Source organism: Thiobacillus sp. SCN 63-57, from assembly GCF_001725555.1.
Taxonomy (GTDB): Bacteria; Pseudomonadota; Gammaproteobacteria; order Burkholderiales; family Thiobacillaceae; genus Thiobacillus.
In genome coordinates this window covers 93,941-114,490 of record NZ_MEGP01000011.1, presented here as the reverse complement: position 1 = coordinate 114,490, position 20,550 = coordinate 93,941, and the positions used below count along the sequence as shown (strand labels likewise).

Genomic DNA, 20,550 nt, shown 5'->3' with positions numbered 1-20,550 from the left:
CACCCGGCGCGCCGGTCAGCCCGCGTGGTCGACGATGAACTGCTTGACCGCATGGACGTCGGCGTCCATGACGTGCTTTTTCTGCGGCTGCGCTTCGAGGTTGGCGAGTTCGGCCGGGCGCACCGGTTCGACGCCGAGCGCTTCGCGGATCGCATCCTCGAACTTGGCCGGCTGCGCGGTTTCCATGCAGATCAGCGGCACGCCCGGCTGGCGGTGCTCCAGGCCCACTTTCAGGCCGTCGGCGGTGTGCGGGTCGATCATCGTGCCGTATACCTCGTACACCGTGCGGATGGTGTCGATGCGGTTGGCGTGGCTGCTCGAACCGGAGACCATGCCGAAGTCGGCCACGCGGCCGAACAGGCCGTCCGCATTCAGATCAAAGCTGCCGCCCGATTCCACGGCGGCCCACAGGCTGCGGACCTTGGCCGCATCGCGCCCGGCAAGGTCGAACACGAAGCGTTCGAAGTTGGATGCCTTGGAGATGTCCATCGACGGGCTGGAGGTATGCCTGGTCTCGGGGCGCGGCCGGTAGACGCCGGTCTTGAAGAACTCGTCGAGCACGTCGTTCTCGTTGGTGGCGACGATCAGCTTGTCGATCGGGAGGCCCATCCGGCGCGCGATGTGGCCGGCGCAGACGTTGCCAAAGTTGCCCGACGGCACCGAGAACGACACCTTCTGGTCGTTGTCGTGCGTCGCCGCGAAATAGGCCTTGAAGTAATACACGCTCTGCGCCGCGACGCGCGCCCAGTTGATCGAATTGACCGCGCCGATGTGGTGCTTCGCCTTGAAATCGAGGTCGTTCGACACCGCCTTGACGATGTCCTGGCACTGGTCGAACACGCCGCGGATGACGAGGTTGTGGATATTGGCGTCCTGCAGCGCATACATCTGCGCCTGCTGGAAGCGCGTCATGCCGTGCTCGGGCGACAGCATGAAGACCTTGATGCCGCGCTTGCCGCGCATCGCGTATTCGGCGGCGGAACCGGTGTCGCCCGAGGTGGCCCCGAGGATGTTCAGTTCGCCATGGGTCTTGTCGAGCACGTACTCGAACAGGTTGCCCAAGAGCTGCATCGCCATGTCCTTGAACGCCAGCGTCGGGCCGTTCGACAGCGCCAGCACGTGCAGGCCCGGTTCCAGCGTCTTCAACGGGGTGATGTCGGCGGCGTCTTCCTGGTCGGTGACGTAGCGGTAGACGTCGGCGGTGTAGGTCTTGTCGATCAGGCGGCGCAGGTCGTCCGCAGGGATGTCGTCGACCAGGCGCGACAGCACCGCGAAGGCCAGTTCGCGGTAGTTCATGCCGCGCATCGCTGCGAGTTCGGCTTCGCTGAAGCGCGGGTAGGCCTCGGGCACGTAGAGGCCGCCGTCGCTGGCGAGCCCGCCGAGCAGGATTTCGGAGAAGCGGAGTTGCGGTGCCAGCCCGCGCGTACTGAGGTAATTCATTGCTTGCCTTTACATTTACCGGGCTGCCAGCTCTTCGAGCCGGATGCGCATCACCTTGCCTGCCACGGTGTCGAGGGCTTCGATCTTCGCGATCGCCGCGTTGACGTTCTTCTCCACCGTGACGTGGGTCAGCAGGATGATGTTGACCTGCTCCTCGCCCTCGGCCGGCTCCTTCTGCACCATGGCGTCGATCGAGATGTGGCTGTCGGCCAGGATGCGGGTGATGTCGGCCAGCACGCCGGGACGGTCGAACGCGCGCAGGCGCAGGTAGTAGGCGGTGCGCACCTCGTCCATCGGCAGGATCGGCGTGTCGGCCAGCTGGTCCGGCTGAAAGGCCAGGTGCGGCACGCGGTGGTGCGGGTCGGCGGTGTGCAGGCGGGTGACGTCGACCAGGTCGGCGACCACCGCGGAAGCGGTCGGCTCGGCGCCGGCACCGGCGCCGTAATACAGCGTCGGGCCGACGGCATCGCCCTTGACCAGTACGGCGTTCATCGCGCCGTCGACGTTGGCGATCAGGCGACGTTCGGGAATCAGCGTCGGATGCACGCGCAGTTCGATGCCGTTGTCGGCGCGACGCGCGATGCCCAGGAGCTTGATGCGGTAGCCGAGCTCCTCGGCGTACTGCACGTCCTCGCGCGTCAGCTTCGAGATGCCTTCGGTGTAGGCGCGGTCGAACTGCATCGGGATGCCGAAGGCAATCGCCGACAGGATGGTGAGCTTGTGCGCGGCGTCGATGCCCTCGATGTCGAAGGTCGGGTCGGCCTCGGCGTAGCCCAGGCGCTGCGCCTCCTTCAGCACATCCTCGAAAGCGGCGCCCTTGTCACGCATCTCGGTCAGGATGAAGTTGCTGGTGCCGTTGATGATGCCGGCCAGCCACTCGATGCGGTTGGCAGTGAGGCCTTCGCGCAGCGCCTTGATGATGGGAATGCCCCCCGCCACCGCCGCCTCGAACGCGACCATCACGCCCTTGGCCTGCGCCGCCGCGAAGATTTCGTTGCCGAACTTGGCGACCAGATGCTTATTGGCCGTGACCACGTGCTTGCCGTTGGCGATGGCCTGCATCACCAGTTCGCGCGCCGGTTCCAGGCCGCCGATCAGCTCGACCACGATGTCGATGTCGGGATCGTCGACCACGTCGAACGGGTTGGTCGTCAGCGGCAGGTCGCCGGCCAGCACCTTGGCCTTGTCGATATTACGCACCGCCGCGCGCAGCACGCGGATTTCGCGTCCGGCGCGGCGGGTGATTTCTTCGGCATTGCGGCGCAGCACGGTCAGCGTGCCGCCCCCGACCGTTCCCAGGCCCAGCAGGCCAACGTTGATGGGTTTCATCTAGTAATCTCGTTCAATTGAAAATCAGCGATGTGCACGCTGGCGGTCGAGGAACCGGCTCATGCGCGAAATCGCCTCGGTCAGGTCTTCCTCGTGCGGCAGGAACACCACGCGGATGTGGTCCGGTTGCGGCCAGTTGAAGCCGGTGCCCTGCACCACCAGCACGCGCTCCTCTTCCAGCAGATTGAGGATGAATTTCTGGTCATCGTGGATGTGATACAGCTTGGGGTCGAGCCGCGGAAACAGATACATCGCTGCCTTCGGCTTGACGCAGGTCACGCCGGGAATCAAGGTCAGCAGTTCGTGCGCCAGGTCGCGCTGGCGCGCCAGCCGGCCGCTCGGTGCGACCAGGTCGTTGATGCTCTGGTAACCGCCGAGCGCCGTCTGGATCGCATACTGTCCCGGCACATTCGAGCACAGGCGCATCGACGCCAGCATGCTGAGGCCTTCCAGGTAGTCCTTGGCATGGCGCTTGTCGCCCGACACGATCAGCCAGCCCGAACGATAGCCGCAGGAACGATAGTTCTTCGACAGGCCGTTGAAGGTGACGACCAGCACATCATCGGCCAGCGAGGCGATCGAGGTATGCACCACGCCGTCGTACAGCACCTTGTCGTAGATTTCGTCGGCGTACACGATCAGCTGGTGCTGACGCGCGATCTCCAGGATTTCCAGCAGCAGTTCGGTCGGGTACAGCGCGCCGGTCGGATTGTTCGGGTTGATGATGACAATCGCCCGCGTACTGGACGTGATCTTGGCGCGGATATCGTCCAGATCGGGCAGCCAGCCGGCGCCCTCGTCGCACAAGTAGTGACGCGGCTTGCCGCCGCCCAGGCTGACCGCCGCCGTCCACAGCGGATAGTCCGGCGCCGGCACCAGTACTTCGTCGCCGTTGTTCAGCAGTGCCTGCATCGACATCACGATCAGCTCGGAGACGCCGTTGCCGACGAAGATATCGTCGATCGTCACCCCGGCGATGCCCTTGCGCTGGGTCTCGTGCATGATCGCCTTGCGTGCCGAGAACAGGCCCTTGGAGTCGCTGTAGCCCGACGCGTTCGGCAGGTTGAGGATCACGTCCTGGACGATTTCCTCGGGCGACTCGAAATTGAACGGTGCAGGATTGCCGATGTTCAGCTTGATGATGCGCTGCCCCTCTTCCTCCATCTGCCGTGCGCGCGCCAGCACGGGGCCACGGATGTCGTAGCAGACATTGTCGAGCTTGGACGATTTGTGGATGGTGCGTAAGCGTGGTTTGTTGTCAGCCGTCACGGCGGTCTTCCTGGTCAACCTGCGTAAAATCAAGGCAAAACAACACCTTGGGAAACGCCCGATTTTACCGGAGGCGCCCTCCCCCGGCAAACAAAACCGGGCGCTACGGCGCATGAACGGGCGCACGACGGCTTACCGCCCGGCTGGAATCTGCTAAGGTTTCAGCATGAAACTGCACCTCAACACCGATGTCGGCCAGTTGTTGTTCACCGGCTATGGCGAAGACCACGTCCTCATCAACGGCCATCGCCATGACGCCAGCCTGTTGCTGAGCGCCCGCGGCATCGAGATCGCCCCCTGGGCCGGTCTCGGTTTCGACGCCCTGACCGCCGCGCATTTCGAATGGGTGGCACAACGCGAGCTCGACATCCTGCTGCTGGGCACCGGCACCCGGCTGCGTTTTCCCCACCCTTCGCTGACGCGTGCGCTGGTGGAGGCACGCATCGGGCTGGAGGTGATGGACATCGGGGCGCTGTGCCGTACCTACAACATCCTGGCGGGAGAGGGGCGGAGGGTGGGGGCGGCGTTGCTGATCGAACCGGTTTGAGCGGGCTTGGCGCCGTTCGCCCTGAGCTTGTCGAAGCCGACTTCACCCCGCACCGTTCGCGCTGAGCCTGTCGAAGCGCTGTTCGGAGTAGTGAAGGCTTTCGCAGGACGGCTGACTGTTGGCCGGGGGTTGCCCGGCGGCAAGTTCCTTTCTTTGTCTCGCCAAAGAAAGGAACCAAAGAAAGGCGACCCCGACAGTCCCGAATTCCCGGAAATCGAACCTGCCGGACGGGCAGCGAAGAACTCGCCCCGCCTTGCTGTTTTTAATTGGTTTTTTGTGGGCGGGGCTCAAACACCTTCGCCGCTGATCCGCCCGGCAGGTTAGATTTCCGGCGGGTCTGTGAGGGGGAAAAGCCAAACCAGGTCCGTAATGACAGGACGGATTGAGTGCTTGGGTGTGGACGCAACAGCGCCGATGCGAAGCATTCAACTCGGTTCGTGATGATTGCGCATTGGCAAACTGGTTTTGACTTTCCTCCCCTTACAGCCCCGCCGAAGATCAAGTGTGTCGGGTGGATCAGCGGCGAAGGTGTTTGAGCCCCGCTCACAAAAATCAAAAAGGCATAACAAAAGCGGGGCGAGTTCTTTGCCGCCCACCCGACGCGCTTGATCTTCGGGAATTCGGGACTGTCGGGGTCGCCTTCTTTTGGTTACTTTTCTTGGCGAGACAAGAAAAGTAACTAGCTGCCGGGCTACCCCCGGCCAACGGTCAGCCGTCCTGCGAAAGCCTTCACTACTCCGAACAGCGCTTCGACAGGCTCAGCGCGAACGGTGCGGGGTGAAGTGGCTTCGACAAGCTCAGGACAGGCTTCGACAGCCTCTGCAAGAGGGGCGCCGGTGAGTTCCCGCCACTGTGCGGCGCCCCCCCGACAAGCTCAGGGCGAACTGGATTGAGTGTGGCACTCTATTCGATCAGCAATCAAACACGGGCAGCAAGGCCCATCCCGCTCACCCCGGCATCACCTGCTCGAAACTCGTAATCGCCTGAAACGCCCCGCAATCCTTGTGCGGCTGCCGCGAATCCGGATTGCACACCGCCAGCAGTTGTGCAATCCCGTAAGCCTGCGCGCTCTCCAGCACCGGCAGGCTGTCGTCGACGAACAGGGTACGCGTCTTGTCGAACGGTTCGACCGCCTGCAAACCCTGCCAGAAATCAGGATGCTCCTTGGGCAGGCCGACCTGGTGCGACGAGAGCAAGGCATCAAAATAGGTGTCGATGCGGGTCTCGCGCATTTTCAGGCCGAGGCTCTTGGGATGGGCATTGGTCACCATCACCATCCTGCGGCCCGCTGCGCGCACCGCCTGCAGGAACGCCGGCACGTCCGGGCGAACCGCGATCAGGTGCGCGACCTCTTCCTTCAGCTGCACGATGTCGAGCGCGAGTTCGCTGCTCCAGAAATCCAGGCAATACCAGTTGAGGGTGCCGGCATGGCGGGCGTAATGCGCGTTGAGATGCGCGCGTGCCGTTTCCGGCGCGAGGCCGTGGTATTCGGCATAGCGCCGCGGCATGTGCTCGAGCCAGAAATGGTTGTCGAAATGGAGGTCGAGCAGCGTGCCGTCCATGTCGAGGAAGACGGTGTCGATCTGCGCCCAGTCGATCATGGCAAAGGCACGCGGGTCCGGGTCAGAACAGCTCGTCCTTGGATACGCCGCGCCGCCGCAGAAGCTGCCGCAGCACACGCAGGGATTCCATCTGGATCTGCCGCACGCGCTCGCGGGTGACCTGCAGTTCGAGTGCCAGGTCTTCCAGCGTGCAGGCCTCGCAGTTGTTCAGGCCGAAACGGCGCTCGATCACCCAGCGCTGCTTGTCGTTGAGTTGGGTCAGCCATTCGTGGACGTGGTGCTCGATTTCCTCGAGCTGCAGCATCTCGTCCGGCAGGTGCGCGTTGTCGTCGGCGATCGCCTCGCCGAGCGACAGTGTGGGATCGACGTCGAGCGGCGCGTCGAGCGAGGCGACCCGCTCGTTCAGCTGCATGATGCGACGGACGTCCTCGACTGCATGCCCGGTCAACGCGGCGATGTCGTCTGCGCTGGCATCGGTGATGCCATGCGTTTCCAGATGCCGCTTCGCCCGCAGGTAGATGTTGAGTTCCTTGATGATGTGCACCGGCAGACGGATGGTACGCGACTGGTTCATGATCGCGCGCTCGATGTTCTGGCGTATCCACCAGGTGGCATAGGTCGAGAAACGGAAACCGCGCTCGGGATCGAATTTCTCCAGCGCATGGATGAGGCCGAGGTTGCCTTCTTCCACCAGGTCGAGCAGCGTCAGCCCGCGGTTGGAATAATGCTTGGCGATGTTCACCACCAGGCGCAGGTTGCGCTCGATCATGGTCTGCCGTGCCTCGAAATCTCCCTGCACGGTGCGCCGCGCCAGGGCGACTTCCTCCTCGGCGGTCAGCAGCGGTGCCAGCCCGATTTCATTGAGATACAGCTGGGTGACGTCGACCTGCGGCTCGTCGAGGATGGCCGATGCCAACTCCTCGTTGGTATCCGCGGCGGTCTGCTGCTCCAGGTCGGCTTCAGATTGCTCGGGGGTCAGGTCATCGGATTCGTCGCTGGGTTCGCGGCTCATGAGCGCTCCGGCAAATAGGTCAAGGGATCGAGTGGTTTGCCATAACGGCGGATTTCAAAATGCAGTTTGACCCGATCGGCATCGCTGTCGCCCATCAGGGCGATCTTCTGTCCGGCCGTCACCATGTCACCCTCTTTCACCAGGATGGTTTCGTTGTGCGCATAGGCCGACAGGAATTCGCCGGCATGCTTGACGATGAGCAGGCGTCCATAGCCGCGCAGGCCGCTGCCACTGTATACCACCTTGCCCGCCGCCACGGCCCTCACCGGCGTATTGCGCGCGCCGGCGATGTCGATCCCCTTGCCGCCCGCCGCACCGAAGCGGCCGATCAGCGTACCGTCCACCGGCCACAGCCAGGTGTCGACCGACGCGCTGGCGGAGGCCGCGGGCGTTGGCGCCGGCGGCGCGGTAGCCGGGACGGGGGCTGCGGGCGTCGGGCTGGCCGCAACGGGCGCGGGCGGCGTGGCCGGGCGGGCGCCGGACACCTGGGCCCAGTTGGCGTCGGAGTAGGTCAGCAACTGCGCCTGCGGTTCGCGCAGCACGGGCGGATCGGTCAGCGGCCGGGCGCTCGGCGCGGGTTCGTCGTCGAGCGGCTTGATCTCGACAGCGTCAGTCGGCGGCGTGAGCCGCAACACCTGGCCGACCAGAATGCGGTCGGCGGATTCGAGCTGGTTCCAGATGGCGATCTCGCGATAGTCGAGGCCGTTGGCAAAGGCGATGGCATACAGCGTGTCGCCACGCTGCACGGTATGCAGGCCATTGGTGGACGGCGCGATCTGCGGCGTGGCCGGGCGCGCACCCTCGGACTTCACGGTGCGATGCGCCGGCGACCGCTCATCCACCGGTGCCATCCCGGGCGACGTGCAACCCGCCAGTCCCAGCAGCATCAAACCCAGCCAGGCGGCACGGCGTCCCACAGCCTGGCGCATTACGCCACTCCCGGCAGCAGGGGAACGAACTTCACGCCTTCGAGCATGCGTTCGGTGAACGACTCGCCCTGGCGTTCCATCACGCACAGCGTCTGCGTGGCGTTGCCGAGCGGCATCACCAGACGTCCGCCGTCGGCCAGTTGCTCCAGCAGGACGTGCGGCACTTCCGCAAACGCGGCCGCGATCACGATGGCATCGAACGGCGCAAAATCCCGGGCGCCCGTCATCCCGTCGCCATGCTTGGGTTTGACGTTGTTGACCCGCAATTCCCGCAAACGCACCCGGGTCTTGCCGACCAGTGCCGCGATGCGTTCCATCGATACCACTTCGCGCGCCAGCTTGCCCAGGACCGCCGCTTGGTAGCCGCAACCCAGTCCGATTTCGAGCACGCGGCCCAGTTCGTGGCCATGTCCGTTCTCGCCGTGCCGCGCCAGTTCGGCCATGCGTGCCACGATATAGGGATTGGAAATCGTCTGCCCGAAACCGATCGGCAGGGCCGTGTCTTCGTAGGCGCGCGACTCCAGGGCCTGGTCGACATATAGGTGGCGCGGCACACTGCCCATCGCCGCCAGCACCATTTCATCCTTGATGCCCTGCTCGCGCAGGCGCTCGATCATGCGGCCGCGCGTACGCGCCGAGGTCATGCCGATGCCGGCACGGGGATTCAGGGTTTCAGCCATGCGTTCACGCTGTCCATCTGGCTGAAACGGGTGAGGTCCATTTGCAGCGGAGTGATCGAAACCTGGTCATTGGCGACGGCATGGAAATCGGTGCCTTCGCCTGCATCCTGCGCCGCGCCGGCAGCGCCCACCCAGTACACGGTCTGTCCGCGTGGGTTGGTCGTCTTCACCACCGACTCGGCCTTGTGGCGCTTGCCCAGCCGTGTCACGGAGACGCCATTCAATTCGGCAGTGGCACAGTCCGGGACGTTGACGTTGAGCAGCATCGGTTCGGTCGGCGGGCGCGTCTGGATGCGCTGCACCAGGTCGGCCACCACGCGCGCGGCGGTGTCGAAGTGCTTCGCATTGTGGCTGGCGAGCGAGACCGCGATCGACGGGATCGGTGGCGGCCGCGACCGTGCCGGAATAAATCGTGTCGTCGCCCATGTTGGCGCCGTGGTTGATGCCTGAAATCACCATGTCGGGCATATGGTCCAGCATGCCGGTGACGGCCAGATGAACGCAGTCGGTCGGCGTGCCGTTGACATAGTAGAAGCCGCTCGGCGCCTGGCGCAGCATCAATGGACGGTCGAGCGTGAGCGAATTGGACGCGCCGCTGCGGTCGCGTTCGGGCGCCACCACGGTAATGTCGGCGAGCGGTGCGAGCGCCTGCGCCAGCGCTGCGAGGCCGGGGGCGAAGTAACCGTCGTCGTTGGATAGCAGGATACGCATCAGCGGCAGCCTCCGGGCAGGGCAGGCAAACGGAACGGAATACTCATGGCAGCGATGCGAACTTCTAACATGCGTCCGATTCTACCATCGGGATTTGATCTGTTCAGTCGTATTCCCGGGTGTAGAACGCATCGAAGCTGCTGGGCTGTCCGGCCTGCGCTTCGAGCCGCACGTGCGTGGACAACTGGTAGAGCACCTTGACCACCTGACTCAGGCCGTCGAGGCTCTGCTCGTAACTCAGCGTCGCGCGCGAGGACAAACGCTTGCCGACGCTGACCACAGTGCTGGTCAGGGATTCGCTGCTGCCCGCACGCACGTCGAAGCTGTCGATACCCAGAGTTTCCGCCATCTTCGCCTGCAGATTCACGGACTCGGTCTGGCTCAGCAAAGCGCCTGCCGCCACCTGCAGCAAGACGAACTCCTGCTGGCCGCTGCTTTCCAGGCCGTGTCCCAGCACCAGCCAGGCGAGCTTCTCGGTGTCGGGCATGGCCGGATCGGAATAGAGCGTCACCAGTGGACGCTGCACCGTGCCGCCGACCTGTACGCCCACTTTCACGTCTGGCGTCTTGCGTACCGCCAGCACGTCGAGCCCGGGGTTGTCGATGGGTCCGGCAAAGCGCAGGACGCCGCGCTCGATGTCCAGCGTCTGCGCATAGGCGGCGTAGCGCCCTTTCTCCACCTGGATCGTGCCGTCGCCGCGCAGGGCCTGATTCACGGTGAACACGCGCAGCTGGCCACCCAGCCGCGCGTCGAGCCCGGCGCCCTTGAACAGAAAGTCGTCGCCCAGCTTGAGCGTCAGATCGAGCGCCAGCGGGAAACGCTGGGCCACCGGCTTCTCGCGCGGCGGCCGGCCGATGACGACGACATCGCTCGACAATTCGGGACGACTCGCCTCGGGCATTTCCAGACGGGCCCGGTCGGCGGTGAGCTCGCCAGTGAGTTGCAGGCGTTTCTGGTCGAGGTTGAGCCGGGTCGTGCCGGATACGGTCACGCGGCGGTCGCTGCGGTTGGTCGCCGCAAATTTCTCGAACGTGAGCGTGAGCCCGGCCTGCGGGTTTTTCAGCTGGGCGTCGCCGCTCACCACGATGCGGCCGCTGGTGCCTTTCAGCACGCCCTCCTGCACCAGGACCCGGTCGTCCGTCAACTGGAGCTTGAGCGTGCCGTCGGTGATCGCCACGCCCTGCTCCGGCATGGAGAAACGGATGGCGTCGGCGGCAACCCGGCCGTCGATGCGCGGTGCCGCCAGGCTGCCGCTGCCGCTCAACTGCGCATTGACGCGGGCATCGGCGCGGATGCCGACCGGAATGAACGGCTTCAACAGTCGCAGGTCCGGCACGTCGAACTGGGCATTCCACGTCAGCGGCGCGCTGCGCGACAGGGTGAATGCGGTCTCCGTGCGGGCCAGCATGCCCCGGCCATCCAGACGCAACTGTCCTGCCTCGTGCGTGTCGGCGGCGAGCCGAAGATGGGCCTGGCTGCCGGCCGCATCGACATCGAGCGTGAGGGCGGTCAACCCCATGGCCAGCGCCGGATCGGTCAGCCGCACATCGCCGGACTGGCGACGCAGCTGCAGCCGGCCATCGAGCGACTCGCCCGCGCGCAGGTCCCAGTCGCCGTTCACGCGCAGGTCGGTGGTGAAAGGCGGCGCCGTCTCCAACAGCGCGAGCACGGGGGCCAGCGGCAGATTGGCAAGCGTGCCGCGGCTGGCCAGATGCGCGCCCTGGCGATCGAAGCGTTCGACCGTCAGCCGGCCGCCTGCCACGGTCAGCGCCAGATCGTTCACCTGCTGTCGTTCGCTCGACAGCAGCAGGTGGGCCGGGGCCACCAGTTTCGTTGGCCAGTCGCCCTGCACCTCGGCCTGGTTCAATTGTCCGCGCCACACCTGATTCGCATCCAGGCCGCCTGCCAGGTTCGCGGTCAACCGCCACGCCGGCAAGCGGGCATCGAGCGTCAGCGTGTGGGCATTGCGGCGCCCCTGCAGGATGGCCCGAAGAGTGTCCAGATGCTGCCCGGCCAGTTGCACTCCGCTCGCGTCGAGCTGCCCGTTGAACGTGCCGTTGTCGGCGGCCTGCATGTTCATGCGCAGATCCACGGACTCGGCGGCGATGTCGCCGGGCAGGTGCAGGCTGCGGGCGGCGAGCTGCGCGTCGACCTCCAGGCGGGCAGGATCGCCGCTGGCGCTGCCGCGACTGGTCAGCCGCCCGGCCAGACCCAGGTTCAGGCGCGCCAGCGCCGGCGCATCGACGTCCCAGACGAGCCGGTCGCCCGCCCGGCCGTACGCGCCTTTCAGCTTTGCCCGGTTGCCGGCCAGATCCAGATCGATGTCAGCGTCGACGAGATGCCGGTTTTCATAACGCAGCCGTCCCTGTCCGCTCACCGGACGGCCTTCGAGGTCGCCCGGTGGCAGGTTGAACTGTGCCTGCACGCGCGGCATGGGCAACAAGGCGCCGCTGGCCTGGCCGCGCGCGTTGAGCCGTCCGCGCGGAAACTTGCCGAAACGGGCCGGATTGATTTGCGTGGCATCGAACGCAGCGCTGAAGGCACGCGTGGCGTCGAGATGGAGCGCGCCCTCTGCCGTCAGGCGCCCCGCCTGTCCGGTAAAACTCGCCGACTCCAGACGCAGTACCGCGTCAGCGTGCGTCAGCGTAAAGCGGCCTTGCCCCCAGCTTTCGCTGACATCGGCCGTAAGCGTCTGGCGCGTCGCATCACCCTCCAGCTGCAAGGCCGTCCGCAGGCGCGTGGCATACAACTGGCGATGCAGCCCGGCGAGATTGAGGCGTGGACTGTCCAGGTTCACGCTCAGGCGGCCGTTGCGCCATTGTCCGCTCCCGTTCAGTTGTCCGGCCGCACCCAGATCGATCGCCAGTGCACTGAAATCGGCCCGCACGCTGTCGCCCACCACTGCGCCGGTCAGATTGGCGAGCGGCAGGCGGTCCTGGTCGAGCCGCCCGGCCAGCCGGTTGCTGAGGCTGAAGCTGCCCAGCAGGCGCTCGCCCGGCTGGCCTTCGAACACGCCGGAAAACGCCAGGTCGGCACGCGGCGCGCCCGCGGCGAACAGGCGCGGGTCGATGCCCTGCCCGACCACCAGCAGCCTGGGCAAACGCACGCGCGCGAAGGGCGCGGCTTCGCCGCTGACCATCATGGTCATGCTTCGGGCCTGGGCATCGAACCGGAAGACGATGGCTGCCAGCCGCCCCTGCACGTCGAGCGCAGCGCCGATCGGGATGGGGTCGCGGCGCGCGGCGTCGAAACGTCCCTGCAGCTTGAACGGCGCGTCCTTGTCGAGCTCGAACCGGCCGCCGACATCCGCCCAGGGCGTGGTGGCCGTCATGCCGGTGAATCGATAGCGGTCGCCATCGTCGTCGATGCGTCCGTGCAGGTTCTTGAAGTCGAGCGTGCTCCCGCCATCGACGACAGCGAGATGCGCCACGTCCCAGGCGGCCACGTGCATGTCGACTGGCAGGCGCAGGCTGGCGGGCAGCGTCGAAGGTGTCAGGTCCGGCTTCAGGGTCTCGACCCGTACGGTTTGCGCCGCCAGCAGGCCGATGTGGAGCCGCCGCAGCAGCAGCGCGCGCGGCTGCCATTCCAGCCGGACCTGTTCGAGTGTGACGCGCTTCGTATCCGACGTGAAAACGAATTTCGCGATGTTGATGGGAACGCCGACATGTCCGTCCACGCCCTCGACGGTCAGCCGCCCGCCGCCCAGGAAAACCACCGCCTCGCCCAGCCAGCGGAATCCCGTGTCCGTCGTCGCCATTCCGATCACCACGGCAACCAGCAGAACCAGCGTTGCCAGCAGGGCGGCCAGTCCTCTCAGCACGCGCTTCAAAACGACACCCCGAGCGAAAAATGCAGGCGGAATTGACGGGTGGCTTCGCCATACGCCAGATCGAGATTCACCGGCCCCACCGGGGAGCGGTAGCGCGCGCCGACGCCGTAGCCGAACACCGGCGACAGCTGGCGCGGCGTATCGGCCGCATCGCCGGCATCGACGAACAGCGCCATGCCCCAGTCGCGGTTGAAGAAATAGTTGTACTCGACACTGCCGGTGGCGAGGTAACGCACCGACGCCACGCCGCCGGCAAGGGTGCGCCCCAGGCTCTGGTAGGCGTAGCCGCGCACCGAATTGTCGCCGCCGGCCCGGAACAGGAAATCGGTGGGAATGCCGTCGCGCGTATCTGCCAGCACGCTGCCGAGCTCGCCGCGCAGGACCAGCCGACCGTTGGCGCCGGCCGGGAAATACTGGGTGTGGCGGCCGTAGAGGCGAATGAAATTGGTATCCGACAGCAGGGCGGCTGCGGCCCCGCCCCCCTGCAGGGTCAGCACATGGCCCCGGCGGGGATAGAACGCGCGTCCCACCGTACGCTGGGTCCACGCGTAGTTGGCGGTCAGTGCCTGGTTGCGCTCATTGACCACGTCGCCGATGCTCTGCTGTTCGGTCTGGTACTGCAGTGAAACCGTGGTCTCGATCTGTCCGCGCGTGCGGCTGCGCTTGGCCACCGCCAGCACAGAGCGGGTCTTCTGGCCCTTGATGTCCTCGTGCTTGATCTGTGTCCCGAGACTGTTCTCGTAGCCGGCGGAGGTGCGTGGCCAGGCGAGTTCCGCCGCGCCGGATTGTTGCGTGGTTTCGATGCGCGCATCGAGCTTGAGGCGCAACCCGCGATCGGCGATGTCGCGCGCCAGCCATCCCACCTGTACCCGCGCACCGGTATCCGTGCTCATCCCGGCGCCCACGCTGAAGCGCTTTTCCGGCCGCTCCACCACCTCGACCCGGATCGGCACCGCCGCCGCCAGCGCAGGGTCGGGTTCGACGCGGACCGTGGCGTGCGTGTAATAGCCGCTCGTTTCCAGCGCCATCTGGTAGTCGAGCAGGTCCTGCTGGCGAAACGGTTTCCCGGGCTTGACGGGGCTGAGATTGCGGATGATCGATTCGGGATAGCGCCGGGCGCCACTGATTACCGGTTCGCCGTAGAAAAACGCCGGTCCGCTGTCGATCGTCAGCGTCAGGTCGGCGGCCTGCGCGGCGGGATCGATGCGCGCCTCGCTCGCCACCAGTTGCGCCGCCGGATACCGGCTCGCCAGCAAGGGCCGCAGGACGGCCAGCTTGGCCGCGTCCCAGTCCGCCTGGCGAAACGGCATGCCCTGCTTCAGCGAAAAGCTGCGCTCGATACGCCCCCGCAGGCCGGCCGCGTCGGCACGCGTGTTCAGGGCGCCGTCAAAAACCAGCGCCACGTTGCGGACCGTGGTGCGCGTGCCAGGGTCGATCCGGTAATCCACCCGCCAGTCGTCGCCCACCCGTTCCACCGCGCTCTCCACCTGGGGCGAGAAATAGCCTTCGGTCGCCAGCAGATCGCGCGCCGTCTGATCGCTCTGCCGCTGCAGCCGCGCAATTTCGTCGGCATCCAGCTTCTCGCCCGACCGTGCCGCCCGGGCCGTTTCGAGGTGCTGCATCAGCAGCGCCTTCAGCGCGTCGGGCGCATCCACCTCCACGGTCAATGCGTGCGCCGGCGTCGCGCACAGCGCGGCCAGCAGCAGCAAGGCTTTCAAAAGACGAGCAGGCAAGACGGTCCTGACGGAAAGAGGTCAGGCCATTCTAGGGGGTGTGGCGCGTGGCGGAAACCCTGCGACCGGGCTAATCCGGGATATCCGGCTCGACGAGGTCCGCCAGATGGGCAAGCGATTCCTGCCAGCCGAGATAGCAGGACTCGACGGGAATGGCGCCAGGGATGCCTTCCTGCACGATGCTCAGCTCGGTCCCGCAGGATACGGGCTTCAGGCTGACCGTCGTCCGCATCTCGCCCGCCAGATTAGGGTCGTCGAATTGATCCGAATAGCAAATGCGTGCGTTCGGCACGAGCTCGAGATAGGTGCCGCCAAAATGGTGGCTGTGCCCGGAGCTGAAGTTCGTGAACGACATCTTGTAGGTGCCGCCCACTTTCGCCTCCAGGTGGTGGACCTTTGCGGTGAATCCGTTCGGTGGAAGCCATTTGGCCTGTGCGTCCGCGTCGAGGAATGCCCGGTAGATTTTCTCGGGCGTCGTTCGAAGCACACGGTGAAGCTGGACGGTATGGGTCGCCATGGGTCCTTCTCCTTTCAAGGTGAGTGCGTGATATGCCAGGGTGGCATATCAGGTCGACGAACGAGCCGGCTCGATTTCGACAGCCTCCCGTACATTACCTCAAAAAAAGAGAGCGGATTCCGCCCTCTTTTCCCTGTCGGCCAAGCGGTCAGGCTGCTTGAGCGATGGCCGCCTTCTCGAAGCTGAACACCCCGCCCTGCGCATCCACCCGGATGGTGTCCTTGGGACCGAAGCGTCCGGACAGGATTTCCTTCGCCAGCGCGTTTTCGAGTTCGCTCTGGATCGCACGTTTGAGCGGCCGCGCGCCGTAGATCGGATCGAAGCCGGCCTTGGCGATTTCGGCCAGCGCCGCATCGCTGACGTCGAGCTTCATCTCCATCTGCGCCAGGCGCTGCTCCAGGCCTTGCAGCTGGATCTTCGCGATGCTGGCGATGTGTTGCTCGCTCAGCGCGTGGAACACGACGACCTCGTCGATGCGGTTGATGAACTCGGGGCGGAAGTAGGACTTCACTTCGCCCAGCACGGCGAGCTTCACCACCTGGTAATCGTCGCCCGCCATCTGCTGGATCATCTGGCTGCCGAGGTTGGACGTCATCACGATCACGGTGTTGCGGAAGTCGACGGTGCGGCCCTGGCCGTCGGTCAGGCGGCCGTCATCCAGCACCTGCAGCAACACGTTGAAGACATCCGGGTGCGCCTTCTCGACTTCATCCATCAGGATGACGCTATAAGGCTTGCGGCGCACCGCTTCCGTCAGGTAGCCGCCCTCCTCGTAGCCGACGTAGCCGGGCGGCGCGCCGATCAGGCGCGCGACCGAATGCTTCTCCATGAATTCGCTCATGTCGATGCGGATCATGTGGTCGGCCGAGTCGAACAGATATTCGGCCAGCGTCTTGCACAGCTCGGTCTTGCCGACGCCCGTCGGGCCGAGGAACAGGAAGGAGCCGAGCGGGCGGTTGGGGTCGGACAGGCCGGGTCGGAGACGACGCGCACGGCCTCGTCCTGCCCCACCACGCGGCTGTGCAGCTTGTCTTCCATGTGCAGCAGCTTGTCGCGTTCGCCCTGCAGCATCTTCGATACCGGAATGCCGGTGGCCCGCGAGACGACCTCGGCGATTTCCTCGGCGCCCACTTCGGTACGCAACAGCTTGAAGGCGGGCTTGCCCTCACCCGCCGTTTCGGCCTGCTTCAGCTGGGCCTCCAACTGCGGCAGCTTGCCGTACTGGATCTCGGCGACCTTGTCGAGCTTGCCCTGGCGCTGCAGTTCGACCATCTCGCCGCGCAGCTTGTCGATTTCTTCCTTGATGTGCGCGGAGCCCTGCACCTGCGCCTTCTCGGCCTTCCAGACTTCCTCGAGGTCGGCGTATTCGCGGCCGAGCTTGTCGATTTCGGCTTCCAGCAGGCCGAGGCGTTTTTTCGACGCCTCGTCGGTTTCCCGCTTCACCGCCTCGCGCTCGATCTTCAGCTGGATGATGCGGCGGTCGAGCTTGTCCATCACCTCCGGCTTGGAGTCGATTTCCATCTTGATGCGCGCGGCGGCCTCGTCGATCAGGTCGATGGCCTTGTCGGGCAGGAAGCGGTCGGTGATGTAGCGATGGCTCAGTTCGGCCGCGGCGACGATCGCCGGGTCGGTGATGTCGACGCCGTGGTGCAATTCGTAGCGTTCCTGCAGGCCGCGCAGGATCGCGATGGTCGATTCGACCGAGGGCTCGTCGACCATGACCTTCTGGAAGCGGCGCTCCAGCGCGGCGTCCTTCTCGATGTACTTGCGGTATTCGTCTAGCGTGGTCGCGCCGATGAGATGTAATTCACCCCTGGCCAGCGCCGGTTTCAGCATGTTGCCGGCGTCGATCGCGCCTTCGGCCTTGCCGGCGCCGACCAGCGTATGGATTTCGTCGAGGAAGACGATGTAACGGCCGGCATCCATCGCCAGCTCCTTCAGCACCGCCTTCAGGCGTTCCTCGAATTCGCCGCGGTACTTGGCGCCCGCCAGCAGCGCGGCGAGGTCGAGCACCAGCACCTTCTTGCCCTTGAGTGTCTCGGGCACTTCGTCATTAATTATCCGCTGCGCCAAACCTTCAACAATTGCCGTTTTTCCGACGCCAGGCTCGCCGATCAGCACCGGGTTGTTCTTGGTGCGGCGCTGCAGGATCTGGATCGAGCGGCGGATTTCGTCGTCACGCCCGATCACCGGGTCGAGTTTGCCGTCGCGCGCGCGCTGGGTGAGGTCGAGCGTGTACTTGGCGAGCGCCTCGCGCTGGCCTTCGGCCTCCTGCGACGTCACGCCCTCGCCGCCGCGCACGGCCGCAATCGCCTGTTCCAGCGCCGCTTTCTGGGCGCCGTGCTGCTTCAGCAGGCGACCGGTCTCGCCCTTGTCGTCGAGCGCTGCCAGCAGGAACAACTCGGAGGCGATGAAGGCGTCGTTGCGCTTCATCGCCTCCTTGTCAGTCAGGTTCAAGAGATTATTAAGTTCGCGCGAGATGCTCACCTCGCCGCCCTGGCCTTCGACCTTGGGCAGGCGATCCAGCGCCTGGGTCAGCGACGCCTTCAGCGCGGGCACCTGCACGCCCGCCCGCGACAGGATCGAGGAGGCGCCGCCGCCTTCCTGATTCAGCAGCGCCAGCAGCAGGTGCTGCGGCTCGATATAGGCATGGTCGCCGCCGACGGCCAGGCTTTGCGCGTCGGAAAACGCCTGTTGGAACTGGGTGGTGAGCTTGTCGAAACGCATAAGTAACCTCGTGCTGGGTTATATTCAATGGCAACCAAATAGAGGCGTTTCCGCCCATTTCAACCCGTCATGTCTTAATTAAAGACCAGTCATGTCCGATTTGCTTGCTTCCGTCGTCGAAACCGATGTGAACCGCGCACTGGCCGAGGATGTCGGCAGTGGCGATCTCACCGCCCTGCTCATCCCGGCGACGCAGACCGCCCGCGCCCGCGTCATCACCCGCGAACCCGCCGTGATCGCCGGCGGGCCCTGGTTCGACGCCTGCTTCCGGGCGCTCGACCTCGGCTGTGCCATCGACTGGCGGGTCAACGAAGGCGCCCCGGTCGCGGCCGGCAGCGTGCTGGTCGAACTCAGTGGCAATGCGCGCGCGCTGCTCACCGCCGAACGCCCGGCGCTGAACTTCCTGCAGACCCTGTCGGCAGTGGCCACCGCAACACGGCCCTACGTCGAGGCCGTGCGCGGCACCCATGCCGCGATTCTCGATACCCGCAAGACCCTGCCCGGCCTGCGCATGGCCGAGAAATACGCGGTACGGGTAGGCGGCGGGCAGAACCAGCGCGTGGGGCTGTACGACGGCATTCTGATCAAGGAAAACCACATTGCGGCGGCGGGCGGCATCGCGCCGGTGCTCGATGCCGCATTCAAGCTGGCCGCAGGTAAGGTCGGCGTCCAGATCGAGGTGGAAAGCCTGGACGAACTCGATCAGGCGCTGGCGGCCGGCGCATCACTGATCCTGCTCGACAATTTCAGCCTCGACGACATGCGCCGTGCGGTTGGGCTCGCCCATGGCCGCGCCCTGCTCGAAGCCTCCGGCAACATCACGCTGGACACCGTGCGCGCCGTGGCCGAGACCGGTGTCGACCGCATTTCCGTCGGCAGCCTCACCAAGCATATCCGCGCGGTGGATCTTTCGATGCGCATCGACACCCAGTGATCCAGCCATGATCGAGCTTGCCCGCGTGCGCTACGACGACCCGGCCCACGCCGCCGCGCTGGTCGACCTGCTGGATGCCTATGCGCGCGATCCCGCGGGAGGCGGCGAGCCGCTCAGCGACTTCGCCCGCGCCAACCTGGTCGACGAACTTGCGGCGCGACCCTTCATCTTCAGCGTGCTGGCTTTCGACGACGATACCCCGGTCGGCCTCGTCAATGCCATCGAGGGCTTTTCCACCTTCGCCTGCCGCCCGCTGGTCAACGTGCACGATGTCGTCGTGCTGCCCAGCCATCGCGGCCGCGGCATCGCCGCCCAGCTGTTCGCCGAGGTCGAAGCCATCGCGCGCGAACGCGGTGCTTGCAAGCTGACGCTGGAAGTACTCTCCGGCAACCGCGCCGCACGCGGACTCTACGAACGGCTGGGCTTCGACGACTATCGGCTCGATCCGGCCATGGGCCACGCGCAGTTCATGCAGAAGTGGCTGGACTGAGCCGCATCCTGTGGGCATTGTGGCTGGCGCTATGGCTGCCGGTCTCGACGCCGGCCTGGAGCGATCCCGCGCCGGCGATGCTGCTGGCCGAGGTCTACGCCGCCGACGTCGACGTCACGCAATACTGGGTAAGCGAGAAATACGACGGCGTGCGCGCCCAGTGGGACGGCCATGCCCTGCGCTTCCGCGGCGGCGGCCGCGTGCCGGCGCCGGCGTGGTTCACGGCCGGCTTCCCGGCGACGCCGCTGGATGGCGAACTCTGGATCGGCCGCGGGCGCTTCGACGCGCTGTCGGGCATCGTGCGCAGGATCGAGCCGGCGGACGCTGAATGGCGGCAGGTGCGCTATCTGGTTTTCGAATTGCCCGGCGCAGACGGCGATTTCAGCGCGCGCGTCGTTCAGATGCGGACGCTCGTCGCGCAGGCTGGCGTGCCCTGGCTGCAGGCTGTGGAACAGACACGCGTGGCCGATCGCGCCACGCTGATGAAACGGCTCGACGCCGTGGTGCGCGCAGGCGGCGAAGGCCTGATGCTGCACCGCGCCGACGCGCCCTATCTCACCGGCCGTAACGACGCACTGCTGAAGTTGAAGCCCTGGCTGGACGCCGAAGCGATTGTCGTCGGATACATTCCTGGCAAGGGAAAATACTTGGGCCTGACCGGCGCGCTGCTGATGGAAATGCCGGACGGCAGACGCTTCCGCCTCGGCAGCGGCCTCTCCGATTCATTGCGCCGCCAGCCGCCGCCCGTCGGCACACGCATCACCTATCGCTACCAGCACCTGACGAAAAAGGGTGTGCCGCGCTTTCCACACTATCTGCGCACAAGAGCAGATTTCTAGGG

The 20,550-nt window shown here is 65.6% G+C and carries 15 protein-coding genes and 2 pseudogenes; 5 read left to right on the top strand and 12 right to left on the bottom strand.

Annotated elements, in window-relative coordinates:
- Positions 1-15 precede the first annotated feature (15 nt).
- Genes thrC through ABT23_RS05390 form a run of 3 tightly spaced genes read right to left on the bottom strand, consistent with a single transcriptional unit; the run spans position 16 to position 4,038 of the window.
- A complete protein-coding gene (gene thrC, locus ABT23_RS05400; protein ID WP_296632254.1) occupies positions 16-1,440 on the bottom strand; it encodes a threonine synthase in 1,425 nt (474 codons plus the stop codon).
- Positions 1,441-1,455: 15 nt separating this feature from the next.
- Positions 1,456-2,769, bottom strand: coding sequence for a homoserine dehydrogenase (locus tag ABT23_RS05395; protein WP_296632236.1), 1,314 nt, complete (start codon positions 2,767-2,769; stop codon positions 1,456-1,458).
- A 24-nt stretch (positions 2,770-2,793) separates the two neighbouring features.
- Positions 2,794-4,038: a pyridoxal phosphate-dependent aminotransferase gene (locus ABT23_RS05390; protein WP_296632233.1), complete on the bottom strand. Its 1,245-nt coding sequence runs from the start codon at positions 4,036-4,038 to the stop codon at positions 2,794-2,796.
- 166 nt (positions 4,039-4,204) lie between these two features.
- On the opposite strand from ABT23_RS05390, the gene ABT23_RS05385 reads away from it, so the two are divergent.
- A complete protein-coding gene (locus ABT23_RS05385; protein WP_296632231.1) occupies positions 4,205-4,585 on the top strand; it encodes an Mth938-like domain-containing protein in 381 nt (126 codons plus the stop codon).
- Between the two features lie 6 nt (positions 4,586-4,591).
- Positions 4,592-4,909, top strand: a complete 318-nt coding sequence (locus tag ABT23_RS05380; protein WP_296632229.1) for a hypothetical protein — start codon at positions 4,592-4,594, stop codon at positions 4,907-4,909.
- 623 nt (positions 4,910-5,532) lie between these two features.
- Here ABT23_RS05380 and yrfG read toward each other — a convergent pair.
- The 9 genes and pseudogenes from yrfG to clpB all read right to left on the bottom strand — a co-directional run bounded on the left by yrfG (position 5,533) and on the right by clpB (position 18,285).
- Positions 5,533-6,186: a GMP/IMP nucleotidase gene (yrfG, locus tag ABT23_RS05375; RefSeq protein ID WP_296632225.1), complete on the bottom strand. Its 654-nt coding sequence runs from the start codon at positions 6,184-6,186 to the stop codon at positions 5,533-5,535.
- A 22-nt stretch (positions 6,187-6,208) separates the two neighbouring features.
- Positions 6,209-7,159, bottom strand: a complete 951-nt coding sequence (rpoS, locus tag ABT23_RS05370; RefSeq protein ID WP_296632221.1) for an RNA polymerase sigma factor RpoS — start codon at positions 7,157-7,159, stop codon at positions 6,209-6,211.
- Complete coding sequence (locus ABT23_RS05365; RefSeq protein ID WP_296632220.1) at positions 7,156-8,088, bottom strand: peptidoglycan DD-metalloendopeptidase family protein; 933 nt, start codon at positions 8,086-8,088, stop codon at positions 7,156-7,158. The genes rpoS and ABT23_RS05365 overlap by 4 nt, the downstream gene beginning before the upstream one ends.
- The gene (locus ABT23_RS05360; protein WP_296632216.1) at positions 8,088-8,768 is read right to left on the bottom strand and encodes a protein-L-isoaspartate(D-aspartate) O-methyltransferase; all 681 of its coding nucleotides are present in this window, start codon (positions 8,766-8,768) and stop codon (positions 8,088-8,090) included. The genes ABT23_RS05365 and ABT23_RS05360 overlap by 1 nt, the downstream gene beginning before the upstream one ends.
- Positions 8,753-9,479 (bottom strand): annotated as a pseudogene (gene surE, locus ABT23_RS05355) (5'/3'-nucleotidase SurE). Before surE ends, ABT23_RS05360 begins: the two are co-directional and overlap by 16 nt.
- Positions 9,480-9,582: 103 nt before the next feature.
- Complete coding sequence (locus ABT23_RS05350; RefSeq protein ID WP_296632288.1) at positions 9,583-13,299, bottom strand: translocation/assembly module TamB domain-containing protein; 3,717 nt, start codon at positions 13,297-13,299, stop codon at positions 9,583-9,585.
- A gap of 5 nt (positions 13,300-13,304) precedes the next feature.
- Positions 13,305-15,041, bottom strand: coding sequence for an autotransporter assembly complex family protein (locus tag ABT23_RS05345; RefSeq protein WP_296632214.1), 1,737 nt, complete (start codon positions 15,039-15,041; stop codon positions 13,305-13,307).
- Positions 15,042-15,111: 70 nt separating this feature from the next.
- Positions 15,112-15,558: an SRPBCC family protein gene (locus ABT23_RS05340; protein ID WP_296632212.1), complete on the bottom strand. Its 447-nt coding sequence runs from the start codon at positions 15,556-15,558 to the stop codon at positions 15,112-15,114.
- Positions 15,559-15,706: 148 nt separating this feature from the next.
- Positions 15,707-18,285 (bottom strand): annotated as a pseudogene (gene clpB, locus ABT23_RS05335) (ATP-dependent chaperone ClpB).
- Positions 18,286-18,376: 91 nt separating this feature from the next.
- On the opposite strand from clpB, the gene nadC reads away from it, so the two are divergent.
- The 3 genes from nadC to ABT23_RS05320 are packed head-to-tail and all read left to right on the top strand — an operon-like array spanning position 18,377 to position 20,548.
- Positions 18,377-19,219 (top strand): carboxylating nicotinate-nucleotide diphosphorylase, encoded by an 843-nt coding sequence (gene nadC, locus ABT23_RS05330; RefSeq protein ID WP_296632210.1) that lies wholly within the window; start codon positions 18,377-18,379, stop codon positions 19,217-19,219.
- Positions 19,220-19,226: 7 nt separating this feature from the next.
- Complete coding sequence (locus ABT23_RS05325; protein ID WP_296632208.1) at positions 19,227-19,709, top strand: GNAT family N-acetyltransferase; 483 nt, start codon at positions 19,227-19,229, stop codon at positions 19,707-19,709.
- Complete coding sequence (locus ABT23_RS05320; RefSeq protein ID WP_296632207.1) at positions 19,697-20,548, top strand: DNA ligase; 852 nt, start codon at positions 19,697-19,699, stop codon at positions 20,546-20,548. Before ABT23_RS05325 ends, ABT23_RS05320 begins: the two co-directional genes overlap by 13 nt.
- Positions 20,549-20,550: the final 2 nt, after the last annotated feature.